The organism is Stenotrophomonas sp. B1-1 (genome assembly GCF_010894375.1).
Taxonomy (GTDB): domain Bacteria; phylum Pseudomonadota; class Gammaproteobacteria; order Xanthomonadales; family Xanthomonadaceae; genus Stenotrophomonas.
This window is the reverse complement of sequence record NZ_JAAIUZ010000026.1, coordinates 1-19,897: the sequence shown is the minus strand read 5'-3', so window position 1 is coordinate 19,897 and position 19,897 is coordinate 1. Positions and strand designations below refer to the sequence as shown.

The following is a 19,897-nucleotide window of genomic DNA, read 5'->3' as shown; positions in this document are numbered from 1 at the left end:
GGCCGAGTAGCTCAGTTGGTAGAGCAGGGGATTGAAAATCCCCGTGTCGGCGGTTCGATTCCGTCCTCGGCCACCATGTATGAAGACCTGCAGAAATGCAGGTCTTTTTTTTGCCCGCGCGCGGTTGACGAAACATTTACACCGCCGTGCATCGCGCCGCCTACGCTCGGGGTTCCCTGCCGGAGCCCGCCGATGCACCTGCGCCCTGCCCTGCTTGCCTGCCTGCTGTTTATTACTACGCCCGCTGCCCTTGCGGCCGAACCGGTGCGCGCGGTCGATGCGCTGGATATCGATCGCTATGCCGGCCAGTGGCACGAAATCGCCCACCTGCCGGTGTCGTTCCAGAAGAAGTGCGTTGCCGACATCACCGCCACCTACGGCCTGCGCCAGGATGGCCGCATCAGCGTGCGCAACCGCTGCCGCACCGGCGAAGGCGACTACCTGCAGGCCGACGGCGTTGCACGCCCGGTGGCCGGCCAGCCCGGGCAGCTGGAAGTGCGTTTCGCTCCGGACTGGTTGAGCTGGGTGCCGCTGGTCTGGGCCGATTACTGGGTGATCGCCCTGGACCCGGACTACCAGTGGGCCGTGGTCGGTGAACCGGACCGCAAGTACCTGTGGATCCTGTCGCGCGAACCGCGCATGGACCGCGCCCTGTTCGAGCAGTTGAAGGCGCGGGCCGAGCAGATGGGCTACGACCTGGCGCCGCTGCGGATGATGGCGCCCCTGGTTGAGACCGCATCGCCCTGAGCGTGGCGGTGACCGCAGCGCGCCATCTTCACACGCTACCCTTGTGAAGGTCGCCAGCGGCGATCCATTCAACCATACGCCGTAGTATGCTTACTCCACGCACTGCTCTCCAGAGGACCTGCGCCCATGCTCCACCGCTTCCGTATCGCCTTGATCATCCTGTGCACCCTGGCCCTGGCTGCTTGCAGCGATGGCATCGTCAAGCGTGTTTCGGAACCGGCGGCCAGCCTGCAGCAGTTGACCGTGCGCGCCGACGGCGGCTGGACCGTGGCCCTGCGCCTGCAGAACTTCAGCTCCATGCCCATGACCTTCGATGACGTGGCCCTGGCCCTGACCGTCGGCGACACCGAGGCGGGCACCCTGCAGGCCCGCCCGGCCATTTCCATCGGCGGGGTGTCGGCCGATGTGGTCAACCTTGAATTCACCCCCAGCGCCGCCGCGCGCCTGGTGGTGGCCGACGCGCTGGCCGGCAACCGCACCCTGGCCTACAGCCTGAAGGGCACGGTCGCGGCCACGCCCGAAGGCAAGAAGCAGCGCAGTTTCGATATTTCCGGCCGCAGCACCCTGAACCAGGCGCCCGGCCTGCCCGGCGTGCTGCGCTGAGTCCTTCCCTGCCGCGGCGCCCGTCGCCGCTCCCCGTTCCCTGATCGAGACGTACCCGATGAGCAGCTATACCGCACCGCTTTCCGACCTCCGTTTCGCCCTGCACGACGTGCTCAAGGTGGAACCGCTGTTCGCCCGCCTGGGCTTCACCGACGCCACCGCCGACGTGGTCGATGCCGTGCTGGAAGAAGCCGGCCGTTTCAGTGCCAGCGTGCTGGCGCCGCTGAACAGCGTGGGCGATGAAATCGGCTGCGTGCTCGACCAGGCCAGCGGCGAAGTGACCACCCCGCCCGGCTTCAAGCAGGCTTACGACCAGTTCGTGGACGGCGGCTGGACCGGCCTGACCGCATCGCCGGAACTGGGCGGCCAGGGCCTGCCGCACACCCTGGGCGTGCCGCTGAATGAAATGATCAACGCCGCCAACCTGGCCTGGGGCAACTTCCCGCTGCTCTCGCATGGCGCCATCGAAGCGCTGAAGCAGCACGGCGAAGCGTGGCAGCACGACGCCTTCCTGAAGCCGCTGATCGAAGGCCGCTGGACCGGCACCATGTGCCTGACCGAACCGCACTGCGGCACCGACCTGGGCCTGCTGAAGACCAAGGCCGAGCCGAACGCCGACGGCAGCTATGCGATCACCGGCACCAAGATCTTCATCACCGCCGGCGAACATGACTTGACCGAAAACATCGTGCATCTGGTGCTGGCCAAGCTGCCCGACGCACCGGCCGGCGCCAAGGGCATCTCGCTGTTCGTCACCCCCAAGTTCAAGGTCGACCGCGACGGCAATGTCGGCGAGCGCAACGCACTGCGCTGCGGCTCGATCGAGCACAAGATGGGCATCAAGGGTTCGGTCACCTGCGTGATGAACTTCGATGGTGCACAGGGCTACCTGGTCGGCCAACCGCACAAGGGCCTGCAGGCCATGTTCACCATGATGAACACTGCGCGCCTGGGCGTTGGTCTGCAGGGCATCGGCCTGTCCGAGCGCGCCTACCAGAACGCGCTGAAGTACAGCCGCGAGCGCCTGCAGTCGCGCGCCCTGAGCGGGCCGAAATTCCCGGAAAAGGCCGCCGATCCGATCCTGGTACACCCGGACGTGCGGCGCATGCTGCTGACCATCAAGTCGCTGGTGGAAGGCAGCCGCCTGCTGGCCCTGCATGCAGCCACCCTGATCGACGTGGCACACAGCGCCGACGATGCGGCCGAGCGCGAGCGCGCCGACACCCTGGTCAGCTTCCTCACCCCGATCTCGAAGGCCTGCCAGACCGAATGGGGCATCGAGAACACCTACAACGCGCTGCAGTGCTTCGGTGGCCACGGCTACATCCGCGAACACGGCATGGAGCAGCTGGCGCGCGACGCCCGCATCACCACGCTGTATGAAGGCACCACCGGCATCCAGGCGCTGGACCTGATCGGCCGCAAGACCGCCTCCAGCCAGGGCGCCGGCCTGAAGCTGATGCTGGCCGAGATCGAAGCCTTCGCCAAGGAACACGAAGGCAACGAGGCCCTGGCCGAGTTCATCGGCCCGCTGCGCGCCAAGGCCGCCGAATGGGGCAAGCTGACGATGGACGTACTGCAGCGCGCGGCCGGCAACCCGGACGAACTGGGCGCGGCCAGCTACGACTACCTGTTCTATTCCGGCTACGTGGTGCTGGCCTACTGGTGGGCACGCAGCGTGGCCGCCGCCGATGCCAGCGCACACGGCGCCGCCTTCGCCCAGGGCAAGCGTGAGACCGCGCGCTTCTACTTCGCCCGCGTGCTGCCGCGCACCCTCAGCCACGCCGCCGCCATCCAGGCCGGCGCCGCCCCGCTGATGGCCATGGACGACGAACGCTTCGGCGCCTGAGCCCTTGGGGTCAGAGCCCTTTCCTGCGGAAAGGGATCCGACCCCCACCCGGCAGCCCCCGACCCTCTGTCTGGAGAAAAGCCCCCTTTTGTTAAAGGGGGCGCGCCGACAGGCGCGGGGAATAGGAGGAATGCGCGGACCTGGATGTTGACAATTTGTGTAACGCCCAACGGGCGATACACAAATTGTCAACATTCAGGTATAAGCTGTTTTCCCGATGGAGACAGACACTACACGCTTGGGTCTGATCGATACCGGAGCCTCGTTTTCTGCTCCGGGCGCCGAAGCATCGCCCAACGCAGGCACCCTGCACCGCCCCGGAACGGTCCGGCTGCTGTCCCTGGACGCCCACGGCCGTGTACTGGACTGGATCACCTGGCAGGACGCGGCCTGTCTGTACGCCCGCGACGCCGTGGCCTGGACCCTGGGCGATCCCTGCCTGCATATCCACGGTGGCACCAACCGGCTCAGCGGCACGCAGAGCGGCATGGACCTGCACCCGATCATCGCCGCACGTGGCCACGCCCGTTCGCGCGCCATCGACCCCACGCCGAACCTGACCAACCCGGCCCTGTTCGCCCGCGACGCACACCTGTGCCTGTACTGCGGCCAGCAGTTCAACCGTCCCACGCTTACCCGCGACCACGTCATTCCGCTGTCCAAGGGCGGCCTGGACTGCTGGGAAAACGTAGTCACCGCCTGCTTCCACTGCAATTCGCGCAAGAGCGACCGCACCCCGCAACAGGCCGGCATGCCCTTGCTGGCAGTACCGTACCGGCCCAGCTGGATCGAGCACCTGATCCTGTCCAACCGCAACATCCTGGCCGACCAGATGGCCTTCCTGAAAGCACAGTTGCCCAAGCGTTCCAAGCTCAGCACCTGAACACCGCCACCGGCAGCCGTCACTGTCCTGTCACGGATAGCGGCGTTTGCTTGCCCCACCCCCGATTGAGGGCGAAAATGGCCGTTCAGAACAAGTGCGAACACGATGATCGACTCTGCCCGCTATCCCCGCCTCGCGCGCATCCGCACCCCGGATGACCTGCGCACGTTCGACGAATCCGAGATGCGCGCGGTCGCCGATGAACTGCGCGCCTACCTGATCGAATCGGTGGGCAAGAGCGGTGGCCATTTCGCCGCCGGCCTGGGCGTGATCGAACTCACCGTGGCGCTGCATTACCTGTACAAGACCCCGCACGACCAGCTGGTCTGGGACGTGGGCCACCAGACCTACCCGCACAAGATCCTCACCGGCCGCCGCGACGAGATCCACACCGTCAAGCAGAAGGACGGCGTCGCGCCGTTCCCCAAGCGCGAGGAAAGCGAGTACGACACCTTCGGGGTCGGCCATTCGTCCACCTCCATTTCCGCGGCGCTGGGCATGGCCATCGCGCGCCAGGCCGCCGGCGATGAACGCCAGGTGGTGGCGGTGATCGGCGATGGCGCCATGACCGCCGGCATGGCCTTCGAAGCGCTGATGCACGCCGGTGGCATGGACCCCGAACCGAACCTGCTGGTGATCCTCAACGACAACAACATGTCGATTTCCGAGGCTGTCGGCGGGCTGACCAAGATGCTCGGCCGCGCCACCGGCAGCCGCACGCTGAACGCACTGCGCGAAGGCGGCAAGAAGATCCTGGGCGACAAGAAGAACAATCCCGCGCGCTTCGTCAAGCGCTGGGAAGAACACTGGAAGGGCATGTTCGTGCCCTCCACGATGTTCGAGGAAATGGGCTTCCACTACACCGGCCCGATCGACGGCCACGACATGCCGGCCCTGCTGTCCACGCTGAAGACGCTGCGCGCCTCCAAGGGGCCGAAGCTGCTGCACGTGATGACCACCAAGGGCAAGGGCTACGAGCCCGCCGAAGGCGACCAGATCGGCTATCACGCCGTGGGGCCGTTCGATCCGGACAAGGGCCTGGTGGCCAAGGCCGGCGCCAAGAAGCCCACCTACACCGATGTGTTCAGCGACTGGCTGTGTGATGCGGCCGCCGCCGAGCCGCGCCTGTACGGCATCACCCCGGCCATGCGCGAGGGCTCGGGCCTGGTGCGCTTCAGCAAGGAATACCCGCAGCGCTACTTCGACGTGGCCATCGCCGAGCAGCACGCGGTCACCCTGGCCGCTGGCATGGCCACCCAGGGCGGCAAGCCGGTCGTGGCGATCTATTCCACGTTCCTGCAGCGCGCCTACGACCAGCTGGTGCACGACGTGGCCATCCAGGACCTGGACGTGCTGTTCGCCGTCGACCGCGCCGGCGTGGTCGGCCCGGACGGTGCCACCCATGCCGGCAACCTGGACCTGAGCTTCCTGCGCTGCGTGCCGAACATGGTGGTGATGGCCCCGTCTGACGAGGCCGAATGCCGGCAGATGCTCAGCACCGGCCTGCAGCACCCGGGCCCGGCCGCGGTGCGCTACCCGCGCGGCAGCGGCACCGGCGTTGCCGCCGGCACCGATCTGTCCACCTTGCCGATCGGCAAGGGCGAGCTGCGCGTGCAGGGCAGCCGTATCGCCCTGCTCGCCTTCGGCAGCACGGTTCCGGCCGCCGAGCAGGTGGGCCGCGAACTGGGCCTGAGCGTGGTCAACATGCGCTTCATCAAGCCGCTGGACCGCGAGCTGGTGCTGGCCATGGCCGCCCAGCACGAGGGCCTGGTGACCATCGAAGACAATGTGGTGGCCGGCGGCGCCGGCTCGGCGGTGGGCGAACTGCTGAATGCAGAAAACGTGCTGCGCCCGATCCTGCACCTGGGCCTGCCCGATGCCTTCCAGCACCATGCCAGCCGCGAAGACCTGCTGGCCGAGGCCGGGATCGACGCGGCCGGCATCCGTGCGGCGGTGCTCAAGCGCTGGCCGCAGTTGGCCAATGGCGCGGCGCCGTTGAGCGCGGCCAGCTGACTAGATCCACGCCATGCGTGGATAAGGGGTCGGATCCCTTTCCGCAGGAAAGGGCTCTGACCCCCACCTCGACGCCCCGGTAGATCCACGCCATGCGTGGATGGCCGCCCTCAGCCGTAGCTGATCGCCTCGACAAATGCGCCGCTGGCTTCCACGCGCACTGCGGCGCGCTGGCCGGTGTCGGTGAAATGCAGGCGGGCCAGGGTCTCGGCGAAATCAAAGGCGCGTACGCCATCGCGGAACCCGATCGGTTCGGGCCTGTCCGGGTGCAGCACGCGCCACTGGCGCTGCTCGCATTGCAGTCGGATCAACATGCGTTGCTCACTCCTTGGAACAGCGTATGAAACCGCGACGGAGGCGGGCCCTTCCTGGGCCGGGCAGCGACGCGGGCCGGGGCGCCCATGACGCCCCGGTTGCCGACAATACGATGAAAAAACTGTGATCGCTATCAGATTTTTCTGATTCGCTCGCGATCCGGCACGCGCGTCAGTTCACCTGGAACTGCGCCCGGCAGCCATCGCTCACCCAGACCCCGCGACGGTCCCAGCCCCAGCTGCGGCCTTCAATGCAGGCGCTGCGCGATTCCTGCCGCACCAGGCGCACGCCGCGGCGCACCCGCGCATCGCAGTACTGCTGGCGATGATCGTTGGAATGGCAGGCAATCACCTGGCCGCCGCCGTTACCACTGCCCCAGCCATGGCCGCCGCCCCATCCACCGCGGGATTCACCGACGAACTCGGCACGGCAGCCGCGGGTCACCCACACGCCCGACCGCGACTGGCCCCAGGTATCACCTTCCACGCAGGGCGAGCCGGACAGCTGGCGGATCAAGCGCGCCCGCCCGTCCAGACGGCATTCGTTGCTGCGGCCCTTCACCGACTCGCAGCGCACGATGCCACTGCTGCCGCGATCGTCATAACGCTCGTCGTATCCATAGCGCTGGGCCTGCGCCGTGCCGGCCAGCGCCAGCAGGGGCAGCAGAGCGCCCAGCGTCCAACCACGCAGTTCCTTGCCCATCCACCTTTCTCCACCTGAATACGATGGAGCCAAGCATCGGGGATTCGGCCCGGCGCGCACAGAGGGGGAAGCGGCAGCGGTTCCTGATGTGTTCAAACAACCGAACGCGACCTGACCGCCCGCCGCCCCGCTCAGTGCCCGAAGCGCAGGGCGTCCACCGCGCTGCCCAGCGCGGCCACCCGCACCGTGCTGCTCTGGCCGGTCCGGTGGTGGTGCTCGCTGGCGTGGGCGGCGGCCGTGTCGAAGGCGACTGCGCCGCTGTCGAAGGCCTGCACTTCCTGCGAGCGGGGATCGATGAACAACCAGCGCTGGGCGTGGCATTGGACGGTGATGACCATCTCGAGCTCCTGCAGTTGGAAAATCCAGGTCGGGGAACCCCGACCGGTGCTATGGGGGATACGGTAGCCAGCGGTTCCGGGGACGCCTATCAGATTTGTCCGAAAAATCCGTACGCAAAGCGCGGGACGGCGGCCTCGTCACATCCCTGAGGACGTTTAGTGAAGAAAATTCGTGACCCTTGTCACGAAGTCGCAGTCGTTTCACACTATCCTCACCAACGGGGGCCCCTTCCACATGCGCACCTTGCTTTCCACCCAGCGTTCCACGCTGCTGAAGTTCTATTTCGTTGCCTGCTACGTCGTGCTGATTGAAGAAGTGCTGCGCGCTTCGTTGACGTAAGCGCTTGCCGATTGGCTTGAAAGCGCCCGAAAATGACGCTTTCAAGCCAAGGGCCATCACCATGCGTCTCGCCTTGCTGATGCCAGCGCTATGCGCGCTGCTGGTGGCCTGTGCGCCGCCATCGACCACCCCGGCCGAAGGCGCCGCGTCGCCGCCGGCGCCCGCGCAGGTAGGTGGCGATCGCGACGAACACGGTTGCATCGGCTCGGCCGGCTACCAGTGGTGCGCGCGCAGCCAGCGCTGCGAACGGCCCTGGGAACTGGCCCAGGCACAGGGTCTGGCCAATACGGCCGAGGCCATCGGTGCCTGGTGTGCCGCGCCGCCGCGCCCGGCCCGCCCCTGACAGCAGACCCCCACGAGATTCCCGATGACCGAGTTGTCCCCCCTGCCCGCCTTGGCCCCGGGCCGCTACCGCCACTTCAAGGGCGGCCTGTACCAGGTCGTGGATATCGTGCGCAGCAGCGAAACCCTGGAACCGTTGGTGCTGTACCGCGCGCTGTACGGCGAAGGCGGGCTGTGGGTGCGGCCCTACCCGATGTTCGTCGAGCAGGTGCCCGGCGCCGACGGCCCGCAGCCGCGCTTCGCCCGCATCGGCGACTGATCGCCCCGACCTCACGCGCTGCGCACGGGCGCGCCGCGCATGCTGCGGGCGACTTCCTGCCGGATCGCCCTGCCCATGCGCCGCCTCCTGATTCCGTGCCTGTGGCTGCTGGCCACGCCGGCCCTGGCCGACGAACTGCCGGCCTTTGATCGTCCCGGCCTCGGCTTCGGCACCGATACGGTGCCGCGCGGCGCGCTGGCACTGGAAGTCGGCCTGCCCACCTGGCAACGCGACCGTGACCGCGACGGCGTGCGCACCCGCTCGCTGGCGGGCGACGTACTGTTGCGCACCGGGCTTTCAGAGCAACTGGAACTGCAGGTTTCGACCACCCCATGGCAGCGCCAGAGCGTGCGCGGCGCAGACCTGCCGACCCAGCGCCAGCACGGCAGCGGCGATACCCAGCTCGCGCTGAAGTGGGCCGGCCCAGGCAGCACCGAGCGCACCGCGTGGGCGTTGTTGGCCAGTGCCGTGGTGGCGCGTGGCGACGCCGATTTCAGCGAGGGGCGCCAGTACGCGCTCGCGCTCAGCGTGGAACAGGCGCTGGGCGAGCGCTGGAGCGCCGCACTGTATGCCAGCCACCAGCGCGGCGACGGCGAGCGCAGCACGACGTGGTCACCCAGCCTGTCGCTGGCGGCCAGCGAGCGCCTGAGCCTGTTCGTCGAAGCCGGCATGACCCACAGCCGCGGCGCGCCGGACCAGCGCGTGGCCGGTGCGGGGATCACCTGGATGCTGCGACCGCGTGTGCAGCTGGACGCCTCCTTCGACGCCGGCCTGGATGCCGACAGCCCGGACCTGCAGGTGGGCACCGGTCTGGCGATCTACTTCGACTGACGCGCACCGCGGCGCGGCAACGCCGCGCGGTATCATGCATACCGTCCAGTCGGTTTCTTCCGTATGTCCGCCCCTTCTCCCCGTATCCGCCGCAACGCGCCGGACAGCGTGCGCCAGGCGCTGCTGCTGTGCACCGCCCGCCTGATCGCCCAGCACGGCTTGGCTGCGCTGACCGTGCAGGACGTGGCCGATGCGGCGGGTGTCAGCAAGGGCGCGCTGTTCCACCACTTCGCCAACAAGCAGGCCTTGATCGACGCTGCCCTGGCCGCACTCACCGACGATTTCGAAGTGCACGTGCGATTCCTCCTCGAGCAGGATGAGGTCGCCTACGGCCGCTTCAGCCGCGCCTATGTGCGCGCCTGCTTCGACCACCTGCTGCAGCAGGAACAGGCCAACGATATCGGCCTGAGCCTGGCCCATCTGCTTGAACCAGCCCTGCTGGCGCACTGGCGTGGATGGATGCGGCGCCTGTTGGCCGAGTTCCCCGCCGAGGCGTGCGACGCACGTCTGTACGCCGCACGCTGCGTGGCCGATGGCTACTGGGCCACGGCCTACGGGCAACCGCTCGGCGAGGAAGAGCGCCGCAACGCCCTGGCCATGGCGCAGGAAGCACTGAAGCTGTGCCGCTCGCCGTCGGAGACCGTGCCCGCGGCAGCCTAGGCGACCTTCTTGGCCACCTTCATGCCCAGCACGAACAGGATGACGGCGATGATGATGCCGGCCCAGAACAGGAACTTGGCAATGCCCACGGCAGCGCCGGCGATGCCGCCAAAGCCCAGCACGCCGGCGATCAGGCCGATGATGGCGAAAATGATGGCCCACTTGATCATGTCAAACCTTTCCCCTGCGGGGCGTTCATTGGTGTGATCAGGCTAGGCAAACGCCGATGCCAGGTACGTGAACAGGCCGCACCTGCAGCGTGAAATCGCGTTCTCTCAGCGCGGCCGGAAACGCAGCAGGGCCACGGCGAACGCCAGGAACACCGTGCCTACCAGGCGCTCGAACCAGCGCTGCGCGAACGGCTTGGCCAGCCAGCGCCGCAAACCATGGCCACCGGCGGCGTACATCACATACCAGAACAGTTCGCAGCCGGCGAAAGTGGCCACCAGCACCGCGTACTGCATGCCCTGCGCACGTGCCGGATCGATGAACTGCGGCAGGAATGCTGCGGCGAACAGCAGCAGCTTGGGATTGCTCAGGCCCACCAGCAGGCCGCCGCGGAACACCGCGGCGTGGCCGTGCACGGGCGCCGGCAGCGGTGCGTCGCCGGTGCTTTCGGCATTCACGTGCCGGCTGTCACGCCAGGCCTTGATGCCCAGCCAGGCCAGGTAGGCCACGCCCAGGTAACGCAGCACGTCGAACACCAGCGGCGATGAGCGCAGCACCGCACTCAGACCCGCTGCCGACGCAGCCAGCACCAGCAGCATGGCCAACAGGCAACCGGCCATGGCCGGCACGCTGCGGCGGAAGCCCAGCCCGACACTGCGGCCGAGGATATGCAGCATGTTCGGTCCGGGGGTGCCACACAGCACGAACACGGTGGCCAGGAACCACCACCAGGTTTGCAGGGCCATTGCTGTTCTCGACGCGGGAAGCCCACCAGCTTAAGGGTTGGCGACGCGCGGCAGTACGTACAGCCCGGAGCCTGATCGACGGTTACAGAAGGCAGCCGACATGCGAGGGCCGGTCTGTGCTGCAATGCGGCTTCCAGCACGGAGACACGCATGAAGACCTTGGGCCTGATTGGCGGCATGAGCTGGGAAAGCTCGGCGCAGTACTACCGCCTCATCAACGAGGATGTCCGCCAGCGGCTGGGCGGCGCGCACTCGGCACAGCTGCTGCTGTGGTCGGTGGATTTTGCCCGCATCAAACAGCTGCAGCACGACGGCGACTGGGACGCGCTGGGCGCGGAGATGATCGATGCCGCCCGCCGGCTGCAGGCAGGGGGCGCCGACCTGCTGGTGGTCTGCACCAACACCATGCACAAGCTGGCCCCACAACTGGAAGCGGCCTGCCCGCTGCCGCTGCTGCATATCGCCGATCCGACCGCCAACGCCATCCTACGCGCCGACCTGCGCACGGTCGGCCTGCTCGGCACCGCCTTCACCATGGAAGAAGACTTCTACCGCAAGCGCCTGAGCGAGCGCTTCGGGCTGCAGGTACTGGTGCCTGACGCCGACGACCGCCGCGACGTGCACGACATCATCTACCGCGAGCTGATTGCCGGCGTGGTGAGTGAAGCCTCGCGGCAGCGCTATGTGGACGTGATCGCACGCCTGGTGGCGCGCGGCGCCGAAGCCATCATCCTGGGATGCACCGAGATCATGTTGCTGGTACGGGAACAGGACAGCCCGGTACCGCTGTTCGATACCACCACCCTGCACGCCCGAGCCGCGGTGGACGCCGCTTTGTAGAGTCGAGCCATGCTCGACTGCGGTTGGCAGAGGCAGTCGAGCATGGCTGGACTCTACAGAAGGCGCAGTCGAGCGAGCTCGACGCTACGGCGCCTGGATTTCCAGCGCCGTTTCCAGCCACTCCATCACGGCGGGCGAATCGCACAGGAAGAACAGCGCATCGCCGCTGCGCGCTTCGGTCAACAAGCGGTACACGCTGATGGCCACGCCGGACTGGCTGGCAATGAACACTTCGCCACTGCGCGGGCCTTCCACCTGCCGCGACAGGTGCTGCAGTGCCCGGCGCGCGGCCACGGTGTCGGCCGGCTCTGCCTCGCGGCTCAGCTCGACGCCGCGCAGGCCCCAGGACACGAACACGCGTTTGCCCTTGAACGTGGTGTCCAGGACCTGCACGCCGGCCGTGCCTTCGCCGGCCGAGCGATGAATGACGATACTGCTGATCAACGCAACCCCCTGTGGTCGTCGTGGTCCGCACACCGCCTGCACGCCACTACGCCGCAACCCGGGGCTGGAAGCTCCAGCCCGCTGGCGCGGCGAAGAACGCGAAGGAAGACCGATGCGATCGGATCTGCGGATGATGATACGGGAAGTACCCGGGCGTATGGGTCTGCACGCTGAACGGCAGGCGGTTACGCGCGTTGGCCTGCCCGCTGGGCCAGGCACGCGCCCACGCGCGTTTCCAGCAGCGCCATCAACGCCGGGTCCATGCAGGCGTAATCGTCGGGAATATCCAGGCAGTGCAGCGGCGTGTGCAGCAGCAGACGCGCGAACTGCGCCTGCAGGCGATGCTGGTGCTTGGCTTCCATCACGAAGATCACATCGGCCCAGCGCAGATCCTGCACGCTGATGGGCCGCCGTGCATGCGGGCTGGTGCCGGCCGAGCGCGCATTGAAGCCCGGCCGCCGTCGCCAGATGGCTTCGGCGGTGGGGCTGCGCAACTGGTTGCGGCTGCAGACGAAGAGCAGGTTGATCATGGCTGCTCCAGCTGCTGGCGCACGCTCTGGATGGGATAGACGAAGCCCAGTTGCCGTGCACGCGCCAGCTTTGCGCTGCGCAGGTACATCAGCTTCCAGTTCTTTTCGGGCTTGATCAGCGCCACGCGCGTTGCGCGATCGCCGCCATGCAGGCGCGCCGTGGCACGACGCCAGGCGCGGTTTCGGTGGTGGTACATGCAGTGTTCTCGTAAGGACCGGGGTCAGCAGCCGCGGTGATACGAGTGGCGCGCAGCATACACCGGCGCAACAAAAAAGCCCACGCTGTGATGCGCGGGCTTTTCGGTTCATTGCAGTAATGGTCGGGACGGCCGGATTCGAACCGACGACCCTCTGCCCCCCAGGCATGGTCCCTGAACTGGCCATGCTGTTGATCTATTTGAATTCAATGATCTAAAAGACCCTCCAAAAGTGGGGCTGGGCGCCTAAGGCAATCAACTACTTAGAGAGGGATAGGGTGCAGACCCACCGCCCTCATCGAGATTGCCAGCGATGCCTCGAAATGTGCTGGTGGCACAAGCATTTCAGACTTCATTTCCAATCGGTGCGGAGTCCGGGTGCAAGGTTCGCCAGAACTACGGGCGTCGTTCGGCCTGCCTAGCATCCACTGGAGAGCGGCGTGAATTAGCTGCGCTCCGCTACTTTTAGCAAGTGGCCCGGCCAACAGCTAATCGGCTGGCGAGATCCTGGCGCACTTAGCCAGGCGAGCAGACGCGGCGTAAGTGAGCTATGCATCACACAAACGGCCTTTCATCACCTATAGATGGAATTTTTTGGCGACCCTCGGGAATCTAGTAATTCCTGCAATCAGCCTTGTCAGAACGTTAGTTTTCCTATTATTTTCAATAACTTACCTTGTATTCTTAGATGTAATAATCGAGTAATCTCTTTGTAATCAGATTACACATTGGCCATGTAATTACCCCGTAGAAAAAATTCCTTAAAAATCAATAACATTACAAGAGAACCCAGAGATGATTACAGAAAAGTTACATGGAAATACAATTTAAAATCAATTACTTAGACCTCTACTCCGGCCCGGATTACTGATTACTCGATCCCCGAGGGACTCCAAAGAATTCTGCCCATCGCTCGCTCGCCCCCAAGCCCGTGCCTTTCCCGCCAGGAGGCCCCTTGCGTGCAGAAATCCGCAGGGCTGGGAGGCTCCCCGTAACGCCCCGTAGACGCGGCAGTGGCGGGCTCTGAGCCGCTGTTGCAGGCATGCAGAAAAAGAGGGGTATGAAGCGGGCAGGCGTGGCGGGGAGACGAGTGCGCGCGGCCGCCCTCAGGCGCATAACCCGTATGTGTGTTATCCGGCCATCTTCTCAGCCATAAGCAATGTTCAGCTTCCGTTACATCGCGTCCAAATCAACACCGGGTCGGTACGAATTCGACGAACTTCGAGCCGGACCAGCACCCGGGGCTGCCTAATCTTGCCCCCCCTCCACAGACGCGATGAGTTCAACCCATGCCTAACGCTGTACCGTTTCGTTCCGATGCACAGCAGATCGACGCGAGAACCCGAAGCGCGCCGTATACCGCACGCCAATCCGCAGATGGGACAGCCATATCAACGCCTGCCATACGACCAACTGCGCCCACAGTTGATATTGTCCGGGCGCAGAATGGGCCAGCCCCCTCTCCCCTAGAAAGGCCGGCAAGTGAACTCTCCACAGATTTGATGGGGGGGGTCTTTCGAATGAGCCTCGATGAGCGAATTCGAGGCTATACAGAGGGTCATCTTCCCATTCTGACGAGTTCAGTGACTTTAGACCGCGCCGGTGCTTGGCTCTCTAGCGGAGACGAGCTGGACGATGTAGAAGAGTCAATTATCGAAACGATTGGCGGCGCCACAGCTATTGAAGGCACACTCCGCTCCTTGTCAATGGCTGCTTCAGTTCTTCTCGAAGCGCATGCCAATGCTTCACGTGAGGCAGAGCGGCCCACTGCGATCAGCGAACGCGCGTCGCTTATCCTCGCTGGACCGCATGATCAAAGGCCTCCACAGCTCCAAGCAGCAGCATCCTCATTGCTGCGCGAGACTTTCGAGATTCTATTGGTTGAAATAGCCCATTACCTCCAGAATCCGAGCCTCATGGTGCTATCCAGTCACCCCTCACGCGATCATGCGCGCGTATCAGCACTGGATTGCGTTCACGGCATAATCCTGCAGCCGTCGTTCCACGCTCTACCTTCGTGGCTGCAAACGCAGACCATCATCCATGAACTTACCCACCGAATAACTGGAGGCCGCGATCTAATTTACCTCATGGACAGCAGGCAACCCCTGCCGCGCAGTGCGATCGAAGGGATCGAGCAACAGATCCAAACCGCGATCAACCTGCATCTGCAGCCCAACGTCACAAATCGAGTTACGCCTCCCGATGTCCTCGCGCAGTCTCTTCTGGATGCCGTAGATCAGTCCGTCCTTGGCAGGCATATGTTGGAGGGACGCTCTATCGAAGACGTGCTGAGGGATCCGGAAGTCAGGCTCTTCCTCCTCAGCAACAACCCAGATATCGTGGCGATCACGGCAGCCCTCTATGGAGGCCTCGCCTGTATCGCTGACGGCGAATCAACCAATGCTCAGAATCTTCAGCAGCTAAGCGACCAAGGCAGAGATATTGCGCAGCGCTTTACTCGGGAACGCAGATCACCGACTGATAATCGCGCCCGAGTCGCGCAGACGTTCCGTGACGCACTAGAAAGTGGCGTCACTCAAGAATTGCGCGAACTACTGGAGCCCGTAGAGAACGCGGCCTTCGCGAGTCTTGGAGAACTCTCTCAACTTGCGCAGCAGGAAGGTATTGCAGCGCTTCCGCTACACGCATCCAGTCATTTGCTCGACGAAATCCCAGCACAGAGCCCAATGGAACACCACGCAGCACACCATATCTCTGAGCATGAAATAACCGCAGCGGTCAATGCACCCAGCAATGCCAATGGAGCCGCGTTACGCCGGTCCATTCTCGAGACCATCAATACACTACCCCGAGAAGAACGTGCCAATGTACTCCAGCGAATGGGCCCGAAGAGAACATATGCCGACATGGCAGGAAAGCTCGTGGACGACCTTAGGGAAGGCGTAAAGCATGGCCGCGCGGAATATCTATGCGGGCCCGCGGCTTTCCTGGAGTTGATGGCCGATTCTGATAATGCTATCGGCGCGGAAAATCTAGACAGAGTGATCAACCAACCGCCAGTAGACTCCATGCGGCGACAGCGTGATTGTCCAAGCCTTCTCAATGCGGCCGCATGCGCAGCGCAAAATGAGATGGCGGACCGAACCGGTTTGCCGGAGGCAGTTTTGCGCAGCGCCCAAGCACTGAATCAACAGGGATTGCTTAATCGGCCGGACGCACGACCAGAGTCCCCTGTGCACAACAGGATCGGACAAGACACCTCAGCAGCTACCACCCATCAGCGTTGTGTCCGCGTTGCACGACGTCGGGCCGCGACCGTCGACGCTCCGACGCAACCCACCCCAACCACTTCGTCAGAGCGCGCAAACGATGCACTGACCTTCGGAAGGCAAGAAGCAGACAACCGACGCCTTCATCAGAATGAGGAGGCGCTCCGCGCAGCCCATGCACACAATCAAACCCTGGGTCGCTGGGAAGCCCATCAACAACAGCTTAAGGAGGGTCACGCCGAGCGCAATCGGGAGCTTATTAAGGTGTGGGCCGCCGCTGAATCAGTCCAGGAAGCAGCGCGCAGGCAGCGACAAGCACAGAAGGGACAACGCGCGGAAGTGATCCGCAGTCGCGAAGCCGCCGGGACAGATGCTTATCGTGCGCAAAGGAGAGCCGATACGCGCAACTCAGCAATTGATCTCCGCGCACGCATGGCTGAGACGGCAATGGCACAACCCATTCCATTCTCACGTCGTGAGCAGGAGTATGCAGTGCGAGCACGGCAGGCCTTTACTGCGCCGAGTGCCGCTGTTGGCTCTGCGCGCGCGCCATCGGCGACCTGGAACGCAAGCGGGCCCGAGACCAACATCTCAAGGCGCAGTTCGTCAGTCAGCCTTGTATTGCCTGTCGTACCTCCTAACCAAGATGTGGCGATCTGGGGTAATCCCGATAACACGGGACTAGTCTCTCATCGCTTGCAAACCCTACCGCGTCATCCGAGGGAGCATATGAGAGAGATCGAGCGCGAGGCCCACGAGATTGAAACATGGCGGACCATGAGCCAAGCGCCATCGGCACCAACAGAGCGCGTTCGTGCGGCTCGTGATGAAGACTTGCACCGGCTGATTCCAGCTCCGCCACGAACAACTCATGAGGCGATCGCCGCCCCTGCGTTGCAGGCCGAAGGGTTGCCGCAGGTCCGCGACACCCGTCCTCACCCGGGGACGGAATAGTTCCTCTTGATCCTGGCCATTAGGTGATAAGGGGCGCAGCGTTATAGCTGCGCCCTTCCTCCATCCAAAATTCGCCGATCGGCGAAGATTCGGCGCAGCCTGTTACGCCAGCTTCGACCTCGACTACTGACTTGCGGATTTCAAAATGAGAGGAAACTCTTATCGGTTTGCAGAACTAGACGGTCCCATGTGCGGTGCGGCTCCGCCTGTGCTGAAAAGCAACAATTAGATGGTGCATCCCATGACCCGGCATGTGTCACTCTCAGGCCTTCATCGACAATGGCCATACGGTTGCGGTGAGGTATGCCCCCCCGAATTCCAGGCCGTTGGTCGCCAGTTGGATGTGCGCGGTAACAGCCAGGCCCTCTCGGTCGGCGTGGATCTGCTGGGCAATGCCGACGGCAGGGCCCTGGGCGTGATGCTGTCCAGCGGCAATGCGAGCACCACCAGCACCTACGAACTGACGGGCTACTACGTCCGGGGCAAGGTGAGGGGCGAGGCGCTGGGGCGTGTACCGCACATGGCGCAGTGCCCATGAAGATCCCTGTGCAGGGTTCTATGTGAACTGCACCTGCGGCCTGCACAGTTGGGCAATCGCGTGGAAGGCGTGGCTCTGGCTACCGAGCGTTATGACAGCAAGGTCTGGCGGGGCGCGTGGAGACGGGCTGTCGCTGCAGAAGACTTCGGGGTGCTACCAGACCGCTGCGCAGGCGGGTGTGAGCTACAGCTGGCAATACATCGGAACCGATGAGTGTGGTTCAGGGGCGCCCTTCGGGCGCCCCTTTTGTATCAACCTTCTACCAACGCATCGCCAGGTCGCCTATTTGGGAGCAAACCTCGACAGCTGCATGCTGCACTCTGTGTATCGACGCATATGCGGTCCAAGCTGCTCGCGCAAAGTTTCGAGTTGGGCGCTCTGGCGCTCAATGTCTAAAGTACGTGCAGCAGCGCACGCGTCGATTCGTGCAAGCTTTTCCTGGAAGATGTCTTGGGCGATCTTCTCGGCGTCATGGGTAAGCCCGGAATATCGTGCTGGGTTCGATGCAGGGTCTTCAAGCACCCGAACGAAACTATCCTGCAGACGCGCCCGCTTGTCTTCTCTGATGGCCTGGTCCAACGTTTGCTGCGCCCGGTAGATCCGCGTCCGCATGGCCGAATTTTTGGCGCTCACGAGTCCACTGCAGAATCCGTGCAGGGCCGGGACCTGCGTACCAACGCGGGTTGCACTGGTACTGCTCCTGAGCGCAAATAATTTGACCGTATGGAAGACAAGGTTGGGCAGCCTGGAAATTGCGCTCATAATATCTCGGAACAAAGAAGTCAAGCGAGCAAGCTTAATTGCGTCGCTACACCCCGCTGATCGATTCTGTTCGAGTTCACGATGGCAAAGACGACCGGTCTAGATCGATAGGCATGAGCGGCCATGCTGGCCGCGGTCCGGTATAGCCGTCCTCAGGGGACACGGCCCCCACCGTCAATTGCCGAATGTGAAGACTGCCTGGCGGCTGGGCGAGACCCCTCGCCCATGACCAATGCTCTGTTGCGATCGGGCTAAGCAGCCGCCGCCAACTCAAACGCTTCGAAGCCAATCGCCTCTGCGCCCAGCCACTCGTTGATCGCGGTCATGCGCGTCTGCAGCGGAGCCAGCTCCATTGCTGACCACACCAATGCCGCTTCGCGGATAGACCCAAACCCGCCACTGTTCTGCGGCACGATACCCAGCAACTGCGGCGGGATACGCAGCGATGCCAGCATGTCATCTCGGGTAACCTCTTTGATTCCGGTGAATTCGTCCTTGGCCGCCACCTCGCTGACCGGGATCAGCTTCAAGCCGTCCTTGCTGCCGTTGGGCGAGTGGACGAACAGATTCTTGAAGTTGCCTGGCCCACGAGATTGACGCAACGCCTCACGCAAGGCGGCGACATCACCGGCCTCGGTCTGCGGATCGGTCAGATGCAGAATGAACCCGGCGTGCGATCCGTTGTTGTAGTACTTGCGCCGAAACAGCGTAGCCGACTCGTTCAGCAGCGCCGCCTGGACCGCCGGCATCCATTCGGGCAGCCCGTAGATCTCCTGGTCAGGGCATTGCTCTCGCAGCTGAAACACCTCGCCGTTCGGGAACTCGTGTTCGACCTGGCCGGCGCGCACCTGGAAGAACTCGCCCTCCTGCACGCCTCGGCGCATATACTGCGCCAGCGGCACGGCCAGGCTGTGCGCCTTTCCGGCCAGGGACCGGCGACGTTCGAGGTAGGCGGTGCCGAAGGTCACATAGTCCAGCGCCAGCTGCCCAAATGCCTCTCGGCTAAGCAACCTGTTGGGCTTGAAGGTGCGCACCAACATGTTGCGCTTGAACGTCAGCCCAGTCTGCAGGTACGGGTTAGCGCGCGTGGTTCGCGACAGTCCGGACAGATCGACCGGCGGCTCATAGAAGCGGCCATTCCTTCCGCACTCGAGATAGTCATAGATCCCGCGCGAATCCAGCACGGGCGTGGGCTCGCCGAAAGTGAAGACCTCTACCCCGCCCTTGGGCAGCTGTACGGTAGCGTCAGGCGTGTCATTCATCAGAAAATCTCCATGGAGCCGCGTGCGGCCATGACGCCTTCGAGCGGCTCGTTCTGCAACGCGTGCATGAGGGCCCAGGCCAAGTCGGCATGGCCCGTGGTGCGGGAGCGGCCGGCAGTGTAGGTCACCTGGCGCCCGCTGGGGGTCAGTGTTTTCTGGATGGCCATCAGCGATTGGGTCAGGTCCGTCCAGCCGGCGTCGTACTGCAGCCGTTCGTTCTTGATCACATCAAAGGCCTTGAGCACCAGGCGGGTCTTCACCTCGGGTGAGTAGTTAAATACCGTCACGCCGGGGAAGAACTGGCGCACCAGCTGCGCCACCCCGGTGCCCATGCCGGTGCC

Annotated in this window: 22 protein-coding genes, 1 tRNA gene and 1 pseudogene; 13 read left to right on the top strand and 11 right to left on the bottom strand. The window is 64.3% G+C overall.

Annotated elements, in window-relative coordinates:
• The 6 genes from G4G00_RS18205 (at nt 1) to dxs (ending at nt 6,095) form a co-directional block, all read left to right on the top strand.
• Nucleotides 1–76: transfer RNA gene (locus G4G00_RS18205), tRNA-Phe, on the top strand.
• Between the two features lie 116 nt (nt 77–192).
• The gene (locus tag G4G00_RS18200) at nt 193–747 is read left to right on the top strand and encodes a lipocalin family protein (RefSeq protein ID WP_164275553.1); all 555 of its coding nucleotides are present in this window, start codon (nt 193–195) and stop codon (nt 745–747) included.
• Nucleotides 748–873: 126 nt separating this feature from the next.
• Nucleotides 874–1,350 carry an LEA type 2 family protein gene (locus tag G4G00_RS18195; protein ID WP_164275550.1) on the top strand — a complete coding sequence of 159 codons (477 nt, stop codon included), beginning with the start codon at nt 874–876 and terminating at the stop codon, nt 1,348–1,350.
• Between the two features lie 58 nt (nt 1,351–1,408).
• The gene (locus tag G4G00_RS18190) at nt 1,409–3,199 is read left to right on the top strand and encodes an acyl-CoA dehydrogenase C-terminal domain-containing protein (protein ID WP_108753666.1); all 1,791 of its coding nucleotides are present in this window, start codon (nt 1,409–1,411) and stop codon (nt 3,197–3,199) included.
• Nucleotides 3,200–3,416: 217 nt separating this feature from the next.
• Complete coding sequence (locus G4G00_RS18185) at nt 3,417–4,082, top strand: HNH endonuclease (protein ID WP_108771950.1); 666 nt, start codon at nt 3,417–3,419, stop codon at nt 4,080–4,082.
• Between the two features lie 105 nt (nt 4,083–4,187).
• The gene (gene dxs, locus G4G00_RS18180; protein ID WP_164275548.1) at nt 4,188–6,095 is read left to right on the top strand and encodes a 1-deoxy-D-xylulose-5-phosphate synthase; all 1,908 of its coding nucleotides are present in this window, start codon (nt 4,188–4,190) and stop codon (nt 6,093–6,095) included.
• Nucleotides 6,096–6,205: 110 nt separating this feature from the next.
• On the opposite strand, the gene G4G00_RS18175 is transcribed toward dxs, so the two are convergent.
• The 3 genes from G4G00_RS18175 to G4G00_RS18165 all read right to left on the bottom strand — a co-directional run bounded on the left by G4G00_RS18175 (nt 6,206) and on the right by G4G00_RS18165 (nt 7,450).
• Nucleotides 6,206–6,409, bottom strand: coding sequence for a hypothetical protein (locus G4G00_RS18175; protein ID WP_108750183.1), 204 nt, complete (start codon nt 6,407–6,409; stop codon nt 6,206–6,208).
• A gap of 172 nt (nt 6,410–6,581) precedes the next feature.
• Entirely contained in the window at nt 6,582–7,112 is a 531-nt protein-coding gene (locus G4G00_RS18170) for a DUF3011 domain-containing protein (RefSeq protein WP_108753668.1), read from the bottom strand.
• 131 nt (nt 7,113–7,243) lie between these two features.
• Nucleotides 7,244–7,450, bottom strand: a complete 207-nt coding sequence (locus tag G4G00_RS18165) for a hypothetical protein (protein WP_164275546.1) — start codon at nt 7,448–7,450, stop codon at nt 7,244–7,246.
• 401 nt (nt 7,451–7,851) lie between these two features.
• Here G4G00_RS18165 and G4G00_RS18160 point away from each other — a divergent pair, with 401 nt between their 5' ends.
• The 4 genes from G4G00_RS18160 to G4G00_RS18145 all read left to right on the top strand — a co-directional run bounded on the left by G4G00_RS18160 (nt 7,852) and on the right by G4G00_RS18145 (nt 9,882).
• Nucleotides 7,852–8,133: a hypothetical protein gene (locus G4G00_RS18160; RefSeq protein ID WP_108753670.1), complete on the top strand. Its 282-nt coding sequence runs from the start codon at nt 7,852–7,854 to the stop codon at nt 8,131–8,133.
• 24 nt (nt 8,134–8,157) lie between these two features.
• Nucleotides 8,158–8,391: a DUF1653 domain-containing protein gene (locus G4G00_RS18155; protein ID WP_164275542.1), complete on the top strand. Its 234-nt coding sequence runs from the start codon at nt 8,158–8,160 to the stop codon at nt 8,389–8,391.
• A 75-nt stretch (nt 8,392–8,466) separates the two neighbouring features.
• On the top strand, nt 8,467–9,222 hold the full coding sequence (locus G4G00_RS18150; protein WP_164275539.1) for a transporter: 756 nt from the start codon (nt 8,467–8,469) through the stop codon (nt 9,220–9,222).
• Between the two features lie 63 nt (nt 9,223–9,285).
• The gene (locus tag G4G00_RS18145; RefSeq protein ID WP_164275536.1) at nt 9,286–9,882 is read left to right on the top strand and encodes a TetR/AcrR family transcriptional regulator; all 597 of its coding nucleotides are present in this window, start codon (nt 9,286–9,288) and stop codon (nt 9,880–9,882) included.
• Here the strand turns inward: G4G00_RS18145 and G4G00_RS18140 are convergent.
• Nucleotides 9,879–10,052 (bottom strand): DUF1328 domain-containing protein, encoded by a 174-nt coding sequence (locus G4G00_RS18140; protein WP_108750190.1) that lies wholly within the window; start codon nt 10,050–10,052, stop codon nt 9,879–9,881. The two genes, G4G00_RS18145 and G4G00_RS18140, sit on opposite strands and share 4 nt — an antisense overlap.
• 105 nt (nt 10,053–10,157) lie before the next feature.
• Complete coding sequence (locus G4G00_RS18135; protein ID WP_108753674.1) at nt 10,158–10,796, bottom strand: LysE family translocator; 639 nt, start codon at nt 10,794–10,796, stop codon at nt 10,158–10,160.
• A 150-nt stretch (nt 10,797–10,946) separates the two neighbouring features.
• Between G4G00_RS18135 and G4G00_RS18130 the strand changes: the two genes are divergently transcribed.
• Nucleotides 10,947–11,636, top strand: coding sequence for an aspartate/glutamate racemase family protein (locus tag G4G00_RS18130; RefSeq protein WP_164275533.1), 690 nt, complete (start codon nt 10,947–10,949; stop codon nt 11,634–11,636).
• Between the two features lie 84 nt (nt 11,637–11,720).
• Here the strand turns inward: G4G00_RS18130 and G4G00_RS18125 are convergent, their stop codons facing one another.
• The 3 genes from G4G00_RS18125 to G4G00_RS18115 all read right to left on the bottom strand — a co-directional run bounded on the left by G4G00_RS18125 (nt 11,721) and on the right by G4G00_RS18115 (nt 12,807).
• Nucleotides 11,721–12,080, bottom strand: coding sequence for a hypothetical protein (locus tag G4G00_RS18125; protein WP_199912361.1), 360 nt, complete (start codon nt 12,078–12,080; stop codon nt 11,721–11,723).
• Nucleotides 12,081–12,265: 185 nt separating this feature from the next.
• Entirely contained in the window at nt 12,266–12,610 is a 345-nt protein-coding gene (locus tag G4G00_RS18120; protein WP_108753676.1) for a phosphotyrosine protein phosphatase, read from the bottom strand.
• Nucleotides 12,607–12,807 carry a hypothetical protein gene (locus G4G00_RS18115; RefSeq protein WP_108753677.1) on the bottom strand — a complete coding sequence of 67 codons (201 nt, stop codon included), beginning with the start codon at nt 12,805–12,807 and terminating at the stop codon, nt 12,607–12,609. Before G4G00_RS18115 ends, G4G00_RS18120 begins: the two co-directional genes overlap by 4 nt.
• Nucleotides 12,808–14,327: 1,520 nt before the next feature.
• Here G4G00_RS18115 and G4G00_RS18110 point away from each other — a divergent pair.
• On the top strand, nt 14,328–16,994 hold the full coding sequence (locus tag G4G00_RS18110) for a hypothetical protein (RefSeq protein WP_164275530.1): 2,667 nt from the start codon (nt 14,328–14,330) through the stop codon (nt 16,992–16,994).
• 241 nt (nt 16,995–17,235) lie between these two features.
• On the top strand, nt 17,236–17,532 hold the full coding sequence (locus G4G00_RS18105) for a hypothetical protein (RefSeq protein ID WP_164275526.1): 297 nt from the start codon (nt 17,236–17,238) through the stop codon (nt 17,530–17,532).
• Between the two features lie 282 nt (nt 17,533–17,814).
• Here G4G00_RS18105 and G4G00_RS18100 read toward each other — a convergent pair whose 3' ends face one another.
• The 3 genes and pseudogenes from G4G00_RS18100 to G4G00_RS18090 form a co-directional block, all read right to left on the bottom strand.
• Entirely contained in the window at nt 17,815–18,165 is a 351-nt protein-coding gene (locus G4G00_RS18100; RefSeq protein WP_164275523.1) for a hypothetical protein, read from the bottom strand.
• Nucleotides 18,166–18,545: 380 nt separating this feature from the next.
• The gene (locus G4G00_RS18095; protein ID WP_164275520.1) at nt 18,546–19,556 is read right to left on the bottom strand and encodes a phage portal protein; all 1,011 of its coding nucleotides are present in this window, start codon (nt 19,554–19,556) and stop codon (nt 18,546–18,548) included.
• Nucleotides 19,556–19,897: pseudogene (locus tag G4G00_RS18090) on the bottom strand (terminase); the annotation flags it as partial. The pseudogene G4G00_RS18090 and the gene G4G00_RS18095, both read right to left, overlap by 1 nt.

Bases quoted from the DNA above. Each gene is read 5' to 3' on its own strand.
- G4G00_RS18200 (WP_164275553.1), top strand. From the start codon at position 193: ATGCACCTGCGCCCTGCCCTGCTTGCCTGCCTGCTGTTTATTACTACG.
- G4G00_RS18195 (WP_164275550.1), top strand. From the start codon at position 874: ATGCTCCACCGCTTCCGTATCGCCTTGATCATCCTGTGCACCCTGGCC.
- G4G00_RS18190 (WP_108753666.1), top strand. From the start codon at position 1,409: ATGAGCAGCTATACCGCACCGCTTTCCGACCTCCGTTTCGCCCTGCAC.
- G4G00_RS18185 (WP_108771950.1), top strand. From the start codon at position 3,417: ATGGAGACAGACACTACACGCTTGGGTCTGATCGATACCGGAGCCTCG.
- dxs (WP_164275548.1), top strand. From the start codon at position 4,188: ATGATCGACTCTGCCCGCTATCCCCGCCTCGCGCGCATCCGCACCCCG.
- G4G00_RS18175 (WP_108750183.1), bottom strand. From the start codon at position 6,409: ATGTTGATCCGACTGCAATGCGAGCAGCGCCAGTGGCGCGTGCTGCAC.
- G4G00_RS18170 (WP_108753668.1), bottom strand. From the start codon at position 7,112: ATGGGCAAGGAACTGCGTGGTTGGACGCTGGGCGCTCTGCTGCCCCTG.
- G4G00_RS18165 (WP_164275546.1), bottom strand. From the start codon at position 7,450: ATGGTCATCACCGTCCAATGCCACGCCCAGCGCTGGTTGTTCATCGAT.
- G4G00_RS18160 (WP_108753670.1), top strand. From the start codon at position 7,852: ATGCGTCTCGCCTTGCTGATGCCAGCGCTATGCGCGCTGCTGGTGGCC.
- G4G00_RS18155 (WP_164275542.1), top strand. From the start codon at position 8,158: ATGACCGAGTTGTCCCCCCTGCCCGCCTTGGCCCCGGGCCGCTACCGC.
- G4G00_RS18150 (WP_164275539.1), top strand. From the start codon at position 8,467: ATGCGCCGCCTCCTGATTCCGTGCCTGTGGCTGCTGGCCACGCCGGCC.
- G4G00_RS18145 (WP_164275536.1), top strand. From the start codon at position 9,286: ATGTCCGCCCCTTCTCCCCGTATCCGCCGCAACGCGCCGGACAGCGTG.
- G4G00_RS18140 (WP_108750190.1), bottom strand. From the start codon at position 10,052: ATGATCAAGTGGGCCATCATTTTCGCCATCATCGGCCTGATCGCCGGC.
- G4G00_RS18135 (WP_108753674.1), bottom strand. From the start codon at position 10,796: ATGGCCCTGCAAACCTGGTGGTGGTTCCTGGCCACCGTGTTCGTGCTG.
- G4G00_RS18130 (WP_164275533.1), top strand. From the start codon at position 10,947: ATGAAGACCTTGGGCCTGATTGGCGGCATGAGCTGGGAAAGCTCGGCG.
- G4G00_RS18120 (WP_108753676.1), bottom strand. From the start codon at position 12,610: ATGATCAACCTGCTCTTCGTCTGCAGCCGCAACCAGTTGCGCAGCCCC.
- G4G00_RS18115 (WP_108753677.1), bottom strand. From the start codon at position 12,807: ATGTACCACCACCGAAACCGCGCCTGGCGTCGTGCCACGGCGCGCCTG.
- G4G00_RS18110 (WP_164275530.1), top strand. From the start codon at position 14,328: ATGAGCCTCGATGAGCGAATTCGAGGCTATACAGAGGGTCATCTTCCC.
- G4G00_RS18105 (WP_164275526.1), top strand. From the start codon at position 17,236: ATGACCCGGCATGTGTCACTCTCAGGCCTTCATCGACAATGGCCATAC.
- G4G00_RS18095 (WP_164275520.1), bottom strand. From the start codon at position 19,556: ATGAATGACACGCCTGACGCTACCGTACAGCTGCCCAAGGGCGGGGTA.